The sequence below is a fragment of the Pseudomonas savastanoi genome (assembly GCF_020917325.1).
Taxonomy (GTDB): domain Bacteria; phylum Pseudomonadota; class Gammaproteobacteria; order Pseudomonadales; family Pseudomonadaceae; genus Aquipseudomonas; species Aquipseudomonas amygdali.
The window spans coordinates 322,404-335,628 of the sequence record NZ_CP076652.1; the positions used below are offsets into that span (position 1 = coordinate 322,404).

Annotated in this window: 15 protein-coding genes and 1 other RNA gene; 6 read left to right on the plus strand and 10 right to left on the minus strand. The window is 57.5% G+C overall.

What is annotated here, in order from left to right; all coding sequences use genetic code 11:
• Nucleotides 1-218: 218 nt before the first annotated feature.
• The 4 genes from KP808_RS01505 to KP808_RS01520 all read right to left on the minus strand — a co-directional run bounded on the left by KP808_RS01505 (nt 219) and on the right by KP808_RS01520 (nt 4,382).
• The gene (locus tag KP808_RS01505) at nt 219-1,010 is read right to left on the minus strand and encodes a hypothetical protein (RefSeq protein ID WP_230017316.1); all 792 of its coding nucleotides are present in this window, start codon (nt 1,008-1,010) and stop codon (nt 219-221) included.
• Nucleotides 1,011-1,058: 48 nt separating this feature from the next.
• Entirely contained in the window at nt 1,059-1,331 is a 273-nt protein-coding gene (locus KP808_RS01510) for a bacteriocin immunity protein (RefSeq protein ID WP_230017317.1), read from the minus strand.
• Complete coding sequence (locus tag KP808_RS01515; protein ID WP_230019001.1) at nt 1,321-2,976, minus strand: S-type pyocin domain-containing protein; 1,656 nt, start codon at nt 2,974-2,976, stop codon at nt 1,321-1,323. The genes KP808_RS01510 and KP808_RS01515 overlap by 11 nt, the downstream gene beginning before the upstream one ends.
• 428 nt (nt 2,977-3,404) lie before the next feature.
• The gene (locus KP808_RS01520) at nt 3,405-4,382 is read right to left on the minus strand and encodes an NADPH:quinone oxidoreductase family protein (RefSeq protein ID WP_230017318.1); all 978 of its coding nucleotides are present in this window, start codon (nt 4,380-4,382) and stop codon (nt 3,405-3,407) included.
• 130 nt (nt 4,383-4,512) lie between these two features.
• On the opposite strand from KP808_RS01520, the gene KP808_RS01525 reads away from it, so the two are divergent.
• Entirely contained in the window at nt 4,513-4,920 is a 408-nt protein-coding gene (locus tag KP808_RS01525) for a flagellar basal body-associated protein FliL (protein ID WP_002551568.1), read from the plus strand.
• Between the two features lie 6 nt (nt 4,921-4,926).
• Here the strand turns inward: KP808_RS01525 and KP808_RS01530 are convergent, their stop codons facing one another.
• Nucleotides 4,927-5,376: an EVE domain-containing protein gene (locus KP808_RS01530; RefSeq protein WP_230017319.1), complete on the minus strand. Its 450-nt coding sequence runs from the start codon at nt 5,374-5,376 to the stop codon at nt 4,927-4,929.
• A gap of 193 nt (nt 5,377-5,569) precedes the next feature.
• On the opposite strand from KP808_RS01530, the gene KP808_RS01535 reads away from it, so the two are divergent.
• On the plus strand, nt 5,570-5,722 hold the full coding sequence (locus KP808_RS01535; RefSeq protein WP_058402774.1) for a hypothetical protein: 153 nt from the start codon (nt 5,570-5,572) through the stop codon (nt 5,720-5,722).
• A 45-nt stretch (nt 5,723-5,767) separates the two neighbouring features.
• Here KP808_RS01535 and KP808_RS01540 read toward each other — a convergent pair whose 3' ends face one another.
• The 4 genes from KP808_RS01540 to KP808_RS01555 all read right to left on the minus strand — a co-directional run bounded on the left by KP808_RS01540 (nt 5,768) and on the right by KP808_RS01555 (nt 7,218).
• Nucleotides 5,768-6,379, minus strand: coding sequence for a 5-formyltetrahydrofolate cyclo-ligase (locus KP808_RS01540; protein WP_058402775.1), 612 nt, complete (start codon nt 6,377-6,379; stop codon nt 5,768-5,770).
• Between the two features lie 94 nt (nt 6,380-6,473).
• Nucleotides 6,474-6,652, minus strand: a non-coding RNA gene (gene ssrS, locus KP808_RS01545) — 6S RNA.
• A gap of 30 nt (nt 6,653-6,682) precedes the next feature.
• Nucleotides 6,683-7,012 (minus strand): cell division protein ZapA, encoded by a 330-nt coding sequence (locus KP808_RS01550; protein ID WP_003317331.1) that lies wholly within the window; start codon nt 7,010-7,012, stop codon nt 6,683-6,685.
• A complete protein-coding gene (locus KP808_RS01555; protein WP_002551573.1) occupies nt 7,009-7,218 on the minus strand; it encodes a TIGR02449 family protein in 210 nt (69 codons plus the stop codon). The genes KP808_RS01550 and KP808_RS01555 overlap by 4 nt, the downstream gene beginning before the upstream one ends.
• A 150-nt stretch (nt 7,219-7,368) precedes the next feature.
• Here KP808_RS01555 and KP808_RS01560 point away from each other — a divergent pair, with 150 nt between their 5' ends.
• The 4 genes from KP808_RS01560 to KP808_RS01575 all read left to right on the plus strand — a co-directional run bounded on the left by KP808_RS01560 (nt 7,369) and on the right by KP808_RS01575 (nt 11,807).
• Nucleotides 7,369-7,923, plus strand: coding sequence for a YecA/YgfB family protein (locus tag KP808_RS01560; protein ID WP_005734812.1), 555 nt, complete (start codon nt 7,369-7,371; stop codon nt 7,921-7,923).
• A 75-nt stretch (nt 7,924-7,998) separates the two neighbouring features.
• Nucleotides 7,999-9,333, plus strand: coding sequence for a Xaa-Pro aminopeptidase (gene pepP, locus KP808_RS01565; RefSeq protein WP_058408245.1), 1,335 nt, complete (start codon nt 7,999-8,001; stop codon nt 9,331-9,333).
• On the plus strand, nt 9,330-10,517 hold the full coding sequence (gene ubiH, locus KP808_RS01570; protein WP_230017320.1) for a 2-octaprenyl-6-methoxyphenyl hydroxylase: 1,188 nt from the start codon (nt 9,330-9,332) through the stop codon (nt 10,515-10,517). The genes pepP and ubiH overlap by 4 nt, the downstream gene beginning before the upstream one ends.
• 51 nt (nt 10,518-10,568) lie before the next feature.
• Nucleotides 10,569-11,807, plus strand: a complete 1,239-nt coding sequence (locus KP808_RS01575; RefSeq protein WP_044324888.1) for a 2-octaprenyl-3-methyl-6-methoxy-1,4-benzoquinol hydroxylase — start codon at nt 10,569-10,571, stop codon at nt 11,805-11,807.
• A gap of 173 nt (nt 11,808-11,980) precedes the next feature.
• Here the strand turns inward: KP808_RS01575 and KP808_RS01580 are convergent, their stop codons facing one another.
• The gene (locus KP808_RS01580; protein WP_230017321.1) at nt 11,981-12,973 is read right to left on the minus strand and encodes an AraC family transcriptional regulator; all 993 of its coding nucleotides are present in this window, start codon (nt 12,971-12,973) and stop codon (nt 11,981-11,983) included.
• Between the last annotated feature and the right edge of the window lie 252 nt (nt 12,974-13,225).

The window sequence follows — 13,225 nt, forward strand, 5'->3', positions numbered from 1 at the left end:
AACAAGCAAGGCCCGAGTCGGGAAAGCGGCTATTTTCTCACAGCTTTAATCGTGTTAACGGCGAAGTTGCTATCAGTTATTTCAAGGAGGCGGAGGTCAGGGTCGAGCATGATCTGAGTAGCGATCAGGTCTGTTTTGATGCCTTGCGTCAGTTCCACTTGATGCACAGTGCCGGGACCAAAGCGTCATCGCCTTGGTCCCGGCCTTGTCGCGAAAGATTAGTGAGTGGCGTTCATATGTTGAATTGTTTCAAGCTGGCTCAGTCCGAGCGCGCCGTGAGCGTTGATCGCGTTCGAGAAGTCTGTGATCGCGATTTCGATAGTGCCTCTCAGTACCTTGATTGCATTATCGATTTCTCGCGACGCTTCAGGTCCAAATGTCACCTCGACCGCATGGCGGGATTCGGCCTCTTTAGCGCGAGCTTCCTCGGCGTTGCGCAAGGCCAAAGCGTGCTTGGCTTCTTCGACCTGACGCTGTGCAAGTTGTAACGCGGCCTCTATGGCCCGCTGCTGCGCTGCTTGTTCCTCCGCGAGTCGTCGAGCTGCCGCTTCAGCCTCGGCTCTTGCGCGCGCTGCTTCTTCGGCTTGGCGGTGTGCGGCTTCTTGGGCCATGCGCTCGTTATACTCGCGTTCCTGTTCTATTAGCCGAGCATGCAGCGATTCGAGATTGCCTTTGAGTTCGTTTAGAAAGCGGATGCTCTCCATATGAAAACGGGCGTCTCCCGTCATATAGTAAAAATCAGTGGGCACCCCGCCTGGCATACCCCGCATCTGTGCGTTTAACTCAAGAGACGATTTATCCCAGGGATCAGTGCCCCACAAAAAATACGAATTGTCGATGTGGTCCTGTTGCAAGGGAGCGCGTTTGCTGGCAACCAGATGATTGATAGCGTGTATGTGTTTATCGGTTATATCGATGTAACGTGTTCCGTTCCAGTCGCCGACGTGAGCCGCAAGCTCGGCTTGCAGAAAGCCAGGTAATTGCTGGAGGTGATGATGTAATTCTTCCATGGATGATTTTCTTTTTTATAGTGTTAGAGCTGTTTGTGTATGGGGTTCTTACTCTTTGAATCCCGGCTTGCCATTTTTAGCTCGCCATTCTTTGATTGTTTTTAAAATACCCTCCGGGGTGTCCTCCTGACCTTCCTCGGGATAAAAGATTACGTCTGTTTGCGCTGGATGCTCTGTCACCTTTACAAAGTGCTTAACTAAACGATCCATGTGCTTAACAAACTCATCACCATGAAGTTGAATGTGTTGAGAAGAGAGTCCCCTCAAAAATTCCAGGAATTCTTCTTCGGTGTAATCTTCTAGCTTTTCTTTAAAGATCATTTTTTTGGCTCCTGTGATGATCAATATGTTGCCTTGGTGTCATAATAACCAAGTTGTCGATGTCATAAACCGCGCCGCCTTTTGAAATATAATTTTTATGATGGATTTCAAATCTCGTACGGCCTCCGGCTTGGTCGCTGAGTCTAGGGTGGGGCGCACCACCACCTCGCATTATTTCAAGGTTATTCTGAGTAAACTGTTTCCCTAGCTCGGGATCATCGGCTACGGCTATCCAAGTTGCTTTCCTCAGTGAAGCAAAATCACCAAATCGTCGTCCGCGCAGTTGATCTGCAATATGCGTCGGAATCGATGCGCCTTCTGCACGCGTTCTGTCTCCTAGCCAAACTCCAGTCACCGCTTCACCATACCCACTCGCAACCCCCGGAATCGACCTCGGGTCCTTGAACAGCAGGTAGCTATTCGGCAGCCCGGAATCAATCGGCGAGATGAGAATGTAATCATCAGGATCATCTCGATCAATCGCCGGGTAAGCTTCAAGCTCGGGTACAAAAGGTGTCACCACGTTGCCTGGATCTTTCGGCAACGCGGGTGGCCCTGCGGGTGAGCTTGTCGAACTGTCCGCCGGTTGTGCTATTGGCGTCCATATAAGGGCCGGTGTCGATTCCCCGTCACGGATAAACTCGTAGGACTTGTTCAGTGCGTTATAGGTGAAAGTTCTTACGCGAACCTTGGTACCCACTTTCACACCGTCCGTAGCTACCCAGCGTGCACCGCCGCTTGCGCTAGCTCCATCGGATGTAAGTCGATGAGGCACATCCAGCGTGCCTTTGACGCTGGCAAGGTATTGCAGATCGATATGCGGTGGCAGGTTGAGCTGCGACAGAGGTGTGGCGATCACAGCAGGCGGCAGCTCTGAGTCGCCCAACGGTTGTGGATACATCGCCAGCAAGGTAACCAGATTGCTGCCAAGCGTTCTGGTCGCGATCCTGATGAGCTGGTCTTTCGCGATGTTGGTCGCAACGGTCCTGATGCCCGGTGCTGCGGTGGTGGTTGACGCGGGGGCAATAACTGACCACAGCTTGTTGATGCCAGCGGCCTGTCGGGATGATGTCCGATCTGCATCCTGACTCGCCGTTTTATCGGCTAGCGACAATTCAGCATGGCGCATGGAAAGTGCTGCCGATTGTTCATTGAGCAGCGTGACCGACTCGGCAAGAAGTTTTGCTTCATAGGTTTGAGATAAAGCGTTTACCCACGTTTCATGGGCCTGCTGCACACGTTGAGGATCACCCTGGCTGAAGTACACCAAATAGTTGAGGTGGTCCTTTTGTGTGGCATGGTCAAGTTCTTGACCGGTCAGACTAATAGCCTGAGTGCGACGCTCTTCCAGTAAAGGCTGTTTGGTTGCGAGTAAGTAGTTAACGTTGGTTTTTTTCTGAAGTATCAGCTCAAGAGCCTGCTTGTCGCCTGGGTAATCAACATTCAGGTCATGACCCGGCGCTACTTCTTTTTGAAGATTATTCGGCAGCGATGCAGAAGCCAGTAAATAGTTTTGTGCAAATCCAGATTGTAACGACGGGTAGGCATTCGTCAGCGCTTCAAGAGCCAGTCGATGGGCCTGATCCTTTTCGGCCTGTGCACGTACTTGCGTTTCAATACGTTCTCGCTCGGCGGCTTCTGCCATTGCCTGGGCATGTGCCTCAGCGTCTACTCTTGCGAGGTGAGCCGCGTGTTCTGCCGCTTGCCGCTGGGCTAACGCATGCGCATCTGTTTCTTGTTGTCTTAATAGACGTCTCAGCTGTTTATTAGTGATACCTCTTCGGCGGCCGCGCCCAGGGCCTAGGCCGGTATTGCTTGGTCCGCCGCCATCGCCACCGATTCCAATGCTCCAGCCTGAGTTACCTCCGCCACTCGCTTTATTAGCAGATGCCTCAGCGGCTGCCCGGTCTGCGGACCCTAAATCTGGAGTGGGCCAGTATTTTACATATATATGTTTTTCTTGATCGTCTGCCATACAGTTCTCCTTATTAGCTGTATGGCGACTAATTAATCTGCTTTTTCTCCGTCATTGTGATATATAAATATTTTTTGACTAATACTGTATTAAGCGTGTTAATTCACCAAAACCACCACCTTCCCCACAGCCCTGCGCTCACCCAACAAATCAATCGCCTCCCCAGCCTTTTCCAGCGGATAAACCGTCGACACCAGCGGCTTCAATTTCCCTTCTTCAAACCACGCAAACAGCTGCTTGAAGTTCGCCGCATTGTCCTGCGGTTGCCGCTGAGCAAACGAGCCCCAGAACACGCCGACCACCGATGCGCCCTTAAGCAGGGTCAGGTTGACGGGCAGGTCCGGGATGCGGCCGCTGGCGAAACCGACGACCAGCAGGCGGCCGTTCCAGGCGATGGCGCGGATGGCCTGGTCGAAAAGGTCGCCGCCGACCGGGTCGTAGATGATGTCGGCGCCGTTGCCGTTGGTGAGGCGTTTTACTTCGTCCTTGAGGCTGGTTTCGCTGTAGTTGATCAGTTCGTCTGCGCCTGCGTTTTTGGCGACTTCAAGTTTTTCAGCGCTGCTGGCGGCGGCGATGACGCGTGCGCCGAGGGCTTTACCAATTTCCACGGCGGCCAGGCCCACGCCGCCGGATGCGCCGAGCACCAGCAGGGTTTCGCCGGCTTGCAGGTTGGCGCGTTGATTGAGCGCATGCATGGAGGTGCCGTAGGTCATGCTGAACGCTGCAGCGGTGGTGAAGTCCATGCTCGTCGGTATCGGCAGTACGTTGTAACCGGGTACAGCGACCTGCTCGGCAAAACTGCCCCAGCCGGTGAGCGCCATCACGCGGTCGCCGGGCTTGAGATGGGTTACCTTTTCCCCGACGGCTGATATCACGCCTGCTGCCTCGCCACCCGGCGAGAAAGGGAAGGGTGGCTTGAACTGGTATTTGCCCTCGATGATCAACGTGTCGGGAAAGTTGACCCCGGCGGCGTGTACGTCGAGGAGGATTTCGTTCTTTTTGATCTCGGGGCCTGGCACGTCTTCAAACACCAGCGTGCTGGCCGAACCGAAGGCTTTGCATAACAGGGCTTTCATTAGGCTATTCCTTTTTCGGTAATGGCCGATAAAGTGAGTTAAGTGGGTTCTCGGGTCAACAAGCATGGCCCGGCCTGATAAGCACACATAAGCTGTAAACTACGTGGCAAACCGTATTAAGGAGTGGACTGTGAAAGCGTGGATTCTGGTATTGCTGGCCTTGTCATTGCCTGTCATGGCGCAAGAGGAAGCCAAGGAAGAAGGCGGCCCGCCCAAAGCGGCCTATGTCTCGCTGACGCCGCCGTTCGTGGGCAACTACGCGCTGGATGGCGGCCCCAAGCTGCGCGTCTACAAGGCTGACATCGCGTTGCGTGTAACGGGTGCCGATGCCGAGGCGGCGGTGAAGCGCAATGACGCCTTGATCCGTAATCAACTGGTGTCGCTGTTCACTCAGCAGACGGTTGATTCCATGAGCAGTGCCGAGGCGAAGGAAAACATTCGTCAGGAAGCGCTCAAGCAGGTGCAGCGCGTCATGAACGATGAAGAAGGCAAGCCGATTGTCGAAGACTTGCTGTTCAATAACTTCATCGTTCAATAACGCTTGTCAGCGCAGTGCCAGGATCGCCGCCCATTGTTCGGCGGTAACCGGCATCACTGAAAGCCGACTGCCTTTTTGCACCAGAGGCAGTTGCTCCAGCCGGCTTTGTTGCTTCAGATAACCGAGCCCCAGCACGTTCTTGAAGATATCCACAAACTCGACGTCTATGGCGCTCCACGGGTTTTTATCCGCGCTGGCCTTGGCGTCGTGATAGTGGCTGTCGGGGTCCAGTGCAGTGGGGTCCGGATAAGCGGCTTTGGCGATTTTGCCGATGCCGGCGATTCCCGGCTCCGGGCAACTGGAGTGGTAGAAAAAGAATTCGTCGCCCTCTGCCATGCTCCTTAGAAAATTACGCGCCTGATAGTTGCGCACCCCGTCCCAGCGGGCGTTACCCCGTTTTTGCAGGTCGCTGATCGAGAATTCGTCAGGCTCGGACTTCATCAGCCAATAGGCCATTGCTCTCTCTCCAGAGACAAAAGTTCACGGTATTACCGACAGTTTGATGACAAACCGACAGTCGGCTTGCGCCACTATTTGCGTACTGGTTCACGTTACCGCAAAATGCCGCCCTTTAAAGCTCCACGCTGTTGCACGGCCTATACAAAAACCGATGCTGACATCGTATTGATTTGCCTAAGGAGGGCAGTCAATGAAACGCAAGCCTGATTTACTCTGGATTCTGGTTATTCTGTTTGGCTTGGGTGTCGTGACAACCGGTTATGCGCAAAGCTTATGGACCAGCAAGGATGACGCTCCAGTCGAAATCACTCAACAACAGCAAAAAATCCCCGGCAGGCATTAAGCCCTGCTTCTGCTCTGATCGTTGACTGCCCTGTTGGCTGAACGATCAGAGTATCTGTGTCAGATACCAGCCTTTATCAGATACCGTGCCTTGCAGCGGTACATCCCAACTGGCCTGCGCCAGTCGATCCACTTTCTGACATTCGTGAGCCAGCCCGAGTAGAACCGGTTTGCGCCAGGCCTTTCTGCGTGCCAGATACGCCAGGCTGCGGTCATAAAACCCACCGCCCATGCCCAGGCGACCGCCTTCGTTATCGAACCCTACCAATGGCATCAGCACCAGATCGAGTGCCCACACATGGCGTTGTTTCGTACGGTTGATAAGCGGCTCGGGGATGCGGAAGCGATTGGGGATGAATTTCTCGCCGGGACGCACGCGCTGAAAAACCATGCGCGTGCGCGGCCATGCATTGAGCACCGGCAGGTAAGTGGCCTTGCCGCGTCGTTGTGCTTCACGCAGTAACAGCCGCGGGTCGATCTCGCCATCCATCGGCAGGTACAGCGAAACATGCCGGGCACGTCGGAACAGCGGATGCTGCGCCAATTGGCGGTAAACATCGCGGGCGGCTGCGCGTTGCTGGCTGCGACTCAACGCCCTGCGTGCCTTGCGTAGCTGGCGGCGCAGTTGTGGACGGGTGAGCGATTGGGCGCTGATCATGAGCAGAAGGTCATGCAGGCTGATCCGGGAAGGGTGTTGAAACCAGGGCAGGATCGTCGTTGCCAGACAGCAGGGCTGGCAACGAACTGAATATGGACTCCCCGACGAACCGCTGTCGGTTTAGCCCTTGAACCCGAAAGTTCAAGGTGGAGATTGCAGGAGGTTTTAAGGCTTTCCGTCGAGCGGACATGCACACCAACCCCAACGTGCAACCCCCGTGGTTGTGCGTATCGGCTCAGGGACATGACCGACTGGCAAGCACTCCAGGGAGCAGCGCGAGTATACAGAAATGCCCCGCAATAATCAGCCCCGAGTTGAATCCGGTGTGCCGGGCGTGTCTGTGGCCAGCACCAGATCGACCTTGTCGAGCAGATCGCGGACCTGTTCGCGAGTCGAACCGCTGGTCTGTACGTCAGGTAAATGTTCTTTATGCAGCAGGTCGTGAGTGATGTTGAGCGCGGCCATCACGGCGATGCGATCGGCACCGATGACTTTGCCGCTGCTGCGGATTTCACGCATCTTGCCGTCCAGATAACGGGCGGCGCTGACCAGGTTGGTGCGCTCTTCCTGAGGGCAGATGATCGAGTATTCCTTGTCGAGGATCTGAACGGTAACGCTGTTGCCATTGCTCATGAGTCTTGCTCCAGGGCTTTGAGGCGCGAAATCATTGACTCGACCTTCTGCCGGGCGATTTCGTTTTTTTCAATGAGTTGGGCGCGTTCCTCGCGCCAGGTCTTTTCCTGAGCTAATAGGAGTGCATTTTGGCCTTTAAGTTGCTCGGCATACTTCAGGAGCAGCTCCACACGTTTCATCAGCGCTTGCAGGTCGGTGTCTTCCATTGTTTTCCACTGAATACTTTCTGATGAATGGCAGGGGAGGCGATGCTTGTGCTCAAGCTCGAACCGCCGTCCGGGTGATCTTGTCGCGCGGATAGTCTAGGATACAAGGCCTTCATTCTAGACATTGCGCCGTTTGGCGACTAGCTACCCATGCCCATTCAGAATTCTCCGTACAAAGCGTTCGCCACTCTGCTTAACAGTGGCGGTCACCAGGTATCCCCTGCCGAGCTGCATGGCCTGCTGCTGGGGCGTAGTTGCGCAGGTGCCGGTTTCGACAACGAAGGCTGGTTTGCCGATGCTTCGGTGCTGCTGGAAACCGAGCCGCAAGACAATATCCGCCAGGCGCTCATCGGCTTGCAAGAGATGGTCAAGGGCGAACTCACCGGTGACGACATGACCGTCGTGCTGTTGCTGCCGGGCGACGAAGAGCCGCTGACCGAGCGTGCTGCCGCGCTAGGCCAATGGTGTCAGGGGTTTCTGGCAGGCTTCGGTCTGGCCATTGGCGACAAGACGCTCGGCACTGAAGCCAAGGATGTTCTTGAGGATCTGGCGGCCATTGCCCAGGTTCAGGACGCACTGGACGAGTCCGAAGACGGCGAGACCGACTATATGGAAGTCATGGAATACATGCGCGTAGCGCCATTGTTGCTGTTCACCGAATTCAATGAGCCTGCTGCGCCGCAACCCAAGCCTTCTCTGCACTGATTGCCCATCACTGCGACACCGGCCCGCGCTGACGACAGTGCGGCCAGGTAGACTCCATCAGGACTCCTGCTGCCCATGATTCAGATCCCGAAGTCCGAATACGCCCGCCGCCGCAAGGCTCTGATGGCTCAGATGGAGCCGGACAGCATTGCCATCCTGCCTGCTGCTGCGGTTGCCATTCGCAATCGTGATGTCGAGCATATCTACCGGCAGGACAGTGACTTTCAGTACCTCAGCGGCTTTCCCGAGCCGGAAGCGGTGGTGGTGCTGATTCCCGGACGCGAATATGGCGAGTACGTTTTGTTCTGCCGTGAACGCAACCCCGAGCGCGAATTGTGGGAAGGTCTGCGCGCCGGACAGGAAGGCGCGATCCGCGATTTCGGTGCAGACGATGCATTCCCGATCAACGACATCGACGAAATTCTGCCGGGCCTCATCGAGGGCCGTGACCGGGTCTATTCGGCGATGGGCAGCAACCCTGAATTCGACCGGCACCTGATGGACTGGATCAACGTGATCCGCTCCAAGGCGCACCTCGGTGCTCAGCCGCCCAAGGAATTTGTCGCGCTGGATCATCTGTTGCACGACATGCGCCTGTACAAATCGGCGGCGGAAATCAAAGTCATGCGCAGCGCGGCGGACATCTCTGCGCGTGCCCATGTGCGAGCAATGCAGGCCTGTCGCGCAGGCCTGCACGAGTTCAGCCTGGAAGCCGAGCTGGATTACGAATTTCGCAAGGGCGGTTCGAAGATGCCTGCCTACGGCTCGATCGTGGCCTCGGGGCGCAACGGTTGCATCCTGCATTACCAGCAGAACGATGCCGTTCTCAAGGATGGCGATCTGGTGCTGATCGATGCGGGCTGCGAAATCGACTGCTATGCCAGTGACATCACCCGGACGTTTCCGGTGAGCGGCAAGTTTTCTCCCGAACAAAAAGCCATCTACGAGCTGGTGCTCAAGTCTCAGTATGCGGCTTTCGAGGCCATCGGCCCCGACAAGCACTGGAACCAGGCGCACGAAGCGACGGTCAAGGTGATTACCGCAGGGCTGGTCGAGCTGGGTTTGCTGCGAGGCGACGTCGATCAGTTGATCGAGAGCGAGGCCTACAAGATGTTTTACATGCACCGTGCCGGTCACTGGCTGGGCATGGATGTACACGACGTCGGTGAATACAAGGTCGGCGGCGAGTGGCGTGTACTGGAGGTCGGCATGACGCTGACTGTTGAACCCGGGATCTACATATCCCCCGACAATCTGGACGTCGCGAAGAAATGGCGAGGTATTGGTGTGCGAATCGAAGACGACGTGGTTGTAACCAGGCAGGGCTGTGAAATTCTGTCCGGTGGCGTGCCCAAGACCGTCGCCGAGATCGAGGCGCTGATGGCGGCTGCAAAGGCACAGGTCGCATGAGCCGCTTTAATATCGCCATCGTCGGCGGCGGATTGGTGGGTGCAAGTCTCGCGCTTTCACTGCAGGCCGGTGCCAAGGCGCGCGGCTGGAAAATCGTGCTCATCGAACCCTTCGCGCCGGGTGAGGCCTGGCAGCCCAGCTACGATGCGCGTTCTTCGGCACTGTCGTTCGGCTCGCGACGCATCTATGAGCGGCTTGGCCTCTGGCAGCAGATATCCCGCCGCGCCGAGCCGATTCTGCAAATTCAGGTCTCGGACCGTGGCCGCTTCGGAGCTACCCGTTTGTCTGCGATCGAAGAGGGTGTTCCGGCGCTCGGCTACGTAGTCGAGAACGCCTGGCTCGGTCAGGCACTGTGGGCGGCGCTGGACCGTGATGTCGTCAGTTGGCGTGTGCCGGCCGAGGTCAGGCACATGCAGCCGCTGGCCGATGGTTATCGCCTGAGCCTCAGTGACGAAACCGAACTGGATTGTGATCTGGCCGTGCTGGCCGATGGCGGCCGCTCCAGCCTGCGCGAGCAGCTGGGTATTGGAGTGCGGCAACGGCCCTACGACCAGCATGCGCTGATTGCCAATATCACGCCGAGCGAAGCGCATTGCGGGCAGGCGTTCGAACGTTTTACCGAGGACGGGCCGATGGCGCTGCTGCCATTGCCGGAAAACCGCTGTGCGCTGGTCTGGACGCGTCCGGGCAACGATACCCAGCGCCTGGCCGAGCTGGACGACCGCAGTTTTCTGGAAGAGCTGCAGGGCGTGTTTGGCTATCGCCTGGGCACGCTGCGTCAGGTCGGTGCACGGCATGTCTACCCCCTGGCGCTGGTCGAGGCCGAAGAGCAGGTGCGTTCGCATCTGGTGATTCTGGGTAATGCGGCGCACAGCCTGCATCCGGTTGCCGGGCAGGGGTTCAATCTGTCCTTGCGTGACGCCGATGCACTGGCCGAGACGCTGCTGGACAGCGCCGCGCCGCCCGGTGAGTTGTCTACTCTGCAGCTCTACCGTGAGCGTCAGCGTCAGGATCAGCAATTGACCGTGGGCTTCTCCGACAAGGTGACACGCCTGTTCGGCAGCTCCCGGTCGGCGGTTGCCGCCGGGCGTAACGTCGGGTTGCTGGGCCTGGACCTGTTGCCAGCCGCCAAGCGCTGGTTTGCCCGTCAGGCGATGGGCCTGGGGACTCGATCCGATGTGTGAATCACACACTTTAAACACACGGCTTCGGCCGCAAGCGAGAACGGTTTGACCATGGAAACGCGCGCAGATGTGCTGATTGTCGGAGCCGGAATGGTCGGCAGTGCCCTTGCTCTGGCGTTGCAGGGCAGCGGTCTTGATGTGCTGGTGGTCGACGGTGGGCCGCTGAGCGTCAAACCCTTTGACCAACACTCGGCTTTTGAGCCACGAGTCAGTGCCTTGTCGACAGCCAGTCAGCGAATTCTTCAGCGGCTGGGCGTGTGGGAAGGCATCGCGGCCCGTCGCATCAGCCCGTACGCGCACATGCAGGTCTGGGATGGCAGCGGCACCGGGCAGATTCACTTCTCTGCCTCCAGCGTGCACGCTGATGTGCTGGGCCATATCGTCGAGAACCGTGTGGTGCAGGATGCGTTGCTCGATCGCCTGCATGAAAGCGACATCGGCTTGCTGGCCAATGCGCGGCTTGAGCAGATGCGCCACTCCGGAGATGACTGGCTGCTGACCCTGGCCGACGGCCGCCAGTTGCGTGCACCGCTGGTGGTGGCGGCCGATGGTGCCAATTCCGCCGTGCGCCGGCTGACCGAAACGCCGACCCGTGAGTGGGATTACCTGCATCACGCTATCGTCACCAGTGTGCGCACCGCTGATTCCCACAGGAAAACTGCCTGGCAGCGTTTTACCGATGACGGCCCCTTGGCTTTTCTGCCACTGGAGCGCGAGGGCGAGCACTGGTGCTCTATTGTCTGGTCAGTCACACCGGCTGAAGCCGAGCGCCTGATGGTGCTGGAAGATGACCTGTTCTGTCGTGAACTGGAGCAGGCATTCGAAGGGCGTCTGGGCCAGGTAGTGTCTGCCGATGAGCGCGTTTGTGTGCCACTGCGTCAGCGTCATGCCAAGCGTTACGTTGCCAGGGGGTTGGCGCTGATTGGCGATGCGGCGCATACCATTCACCCGCTGGCCGGGCAGGGCGTGAACCTGGGCTTTCTCGACGCAGCCGTGCTGGCGCAAGTCCTGACCCACGCTGCCGGGCGTGGCGAACGCTGGTCTGACCTGCGCGTGCTGGGCCGCTACGAGCGTCGTCGCATGCCGCACAACCTGGCATTGATGGCCGCAATGGAAGGCTTCGAACGGCTGTTTCAGGCCAACCAATTGCCACTGCGCTGGTTGCGTAACACCGGTTTGAAAATGGTCAACCGGATGCCCGAAGCCAAGGCACTGTTCGTGCGCGAAGCGTTAGGGTTGTCGGGAGATTTGCCTGAGCTGGCGCGGATTGAGCCCGCCACTACCCTATAGGGTCGGATGCGGAGCGTCGGCACGATAGTTGATGATCGTTCCTCATGCTCCAGCGTAGGAATGCCTTGCGTGTGCGCCGCGCCGCTTAATCAAGAGCGGACGCAGAGCGTCCAGAACTGCATGCGACGCGGAGCGTCGCACGATAGTCAGTAGTTGATGATCGTTCCTCACGCTCAGCGCACCAATCCGTTGCGATACTGCCCCGGTGTCAGTCCGGTCCAGCGTTTGAAGGCGCGGCTCAGGCTGGTTGTATCGGTAAAGCCCAGCAGGTAGGCGATTTCGCTCAGCGAGCTGTGCGGGTCGTTCATGTGCAGCAATGCCAGGTTCTGGCGGCATTGATTGAGCAGCAGGTCGTAACAGCAGCCCTCGTCGGCCAGATGACGTTGCAAACTGCGCGTGCTCAGGTGCAGGGCTTCGGCGATGGTTTTTGCGGTGGGTTCGCCATCCGGCAGAAGGGTTTCGATGGCCGAGCGCACGCGCTGTTCCCAGATCAGCGAAGGTAACGGATCGCCCCTGGATTCCTGCCCGTTTACCTGTACCGGGCCGTCGTCCAGGTGGCTGTCGAACTGATCACCGCCAAATTCCAGCAAATTCTCCTGCGCCGCGAACATCACCGGTGAGCGGAACAGATCCTGCCAGGGCTGCGGGTTATCAGGCGCGGGACGTTGCAGATGCACCGCCAGCGGCGCGTAGCTCCTGCCTAACCGGTTGCGGCAGGTACGCACATAAATAGCGGCGAATGCATCCAGCAACTCATGAGCGGGCAACTGACACGATTTCGGCGTGCCGAAGCGGAATTCATAGCGCTCGCCCACCGTTCTGAAGTCCAGCTCCAGAGAGTCCTCGGCCATTGAGCGGTAACGTACGATGCGCTCGAAAACCTCACGCAGTGAACCGCTGGCCACCAGCGTATAGCCCAGCGCGTGGAACGACGTGGGGCTGACAAAACGCGAGACACGTAAACCCAGGGTTGGATCGAGGCAGGCCTGTACCGCTCGCTGCCAGAGGGCGGCGGTGATGTCTGAGGGAAACTGTGCTCCGGGATCATCCAGCATATTCGGATCTATGCCCGCGCTCTGACACAACGCGTTGCTGTCCACGCCCAAGGCATCGAGCTGCTTGCGCAGTGCAGGGGTCCAGCTGGCGAGACTGCTTGGCTCAGGCATGTGGACGCCTCTCCCTGACATGAGGTGATTCAGCGTCTAGCAGTGCGGACAAGGTTTCACGGGGCATTTCCCTTGCCTGACGCCGTGACCAAGAATGAAAGCTTTTGTGACAGTTGTGCAAGCCTTATAGACGCGTTTCTTGCCATCGGGCGGCAATCGTCACGGTCGGGAGAGCGTCGGGCAGCGCTGAATAGGTCAAAGCGGACTATGAACACGCTTCGATCAAGCAGTTGTCGTATAACAAAAAATCCG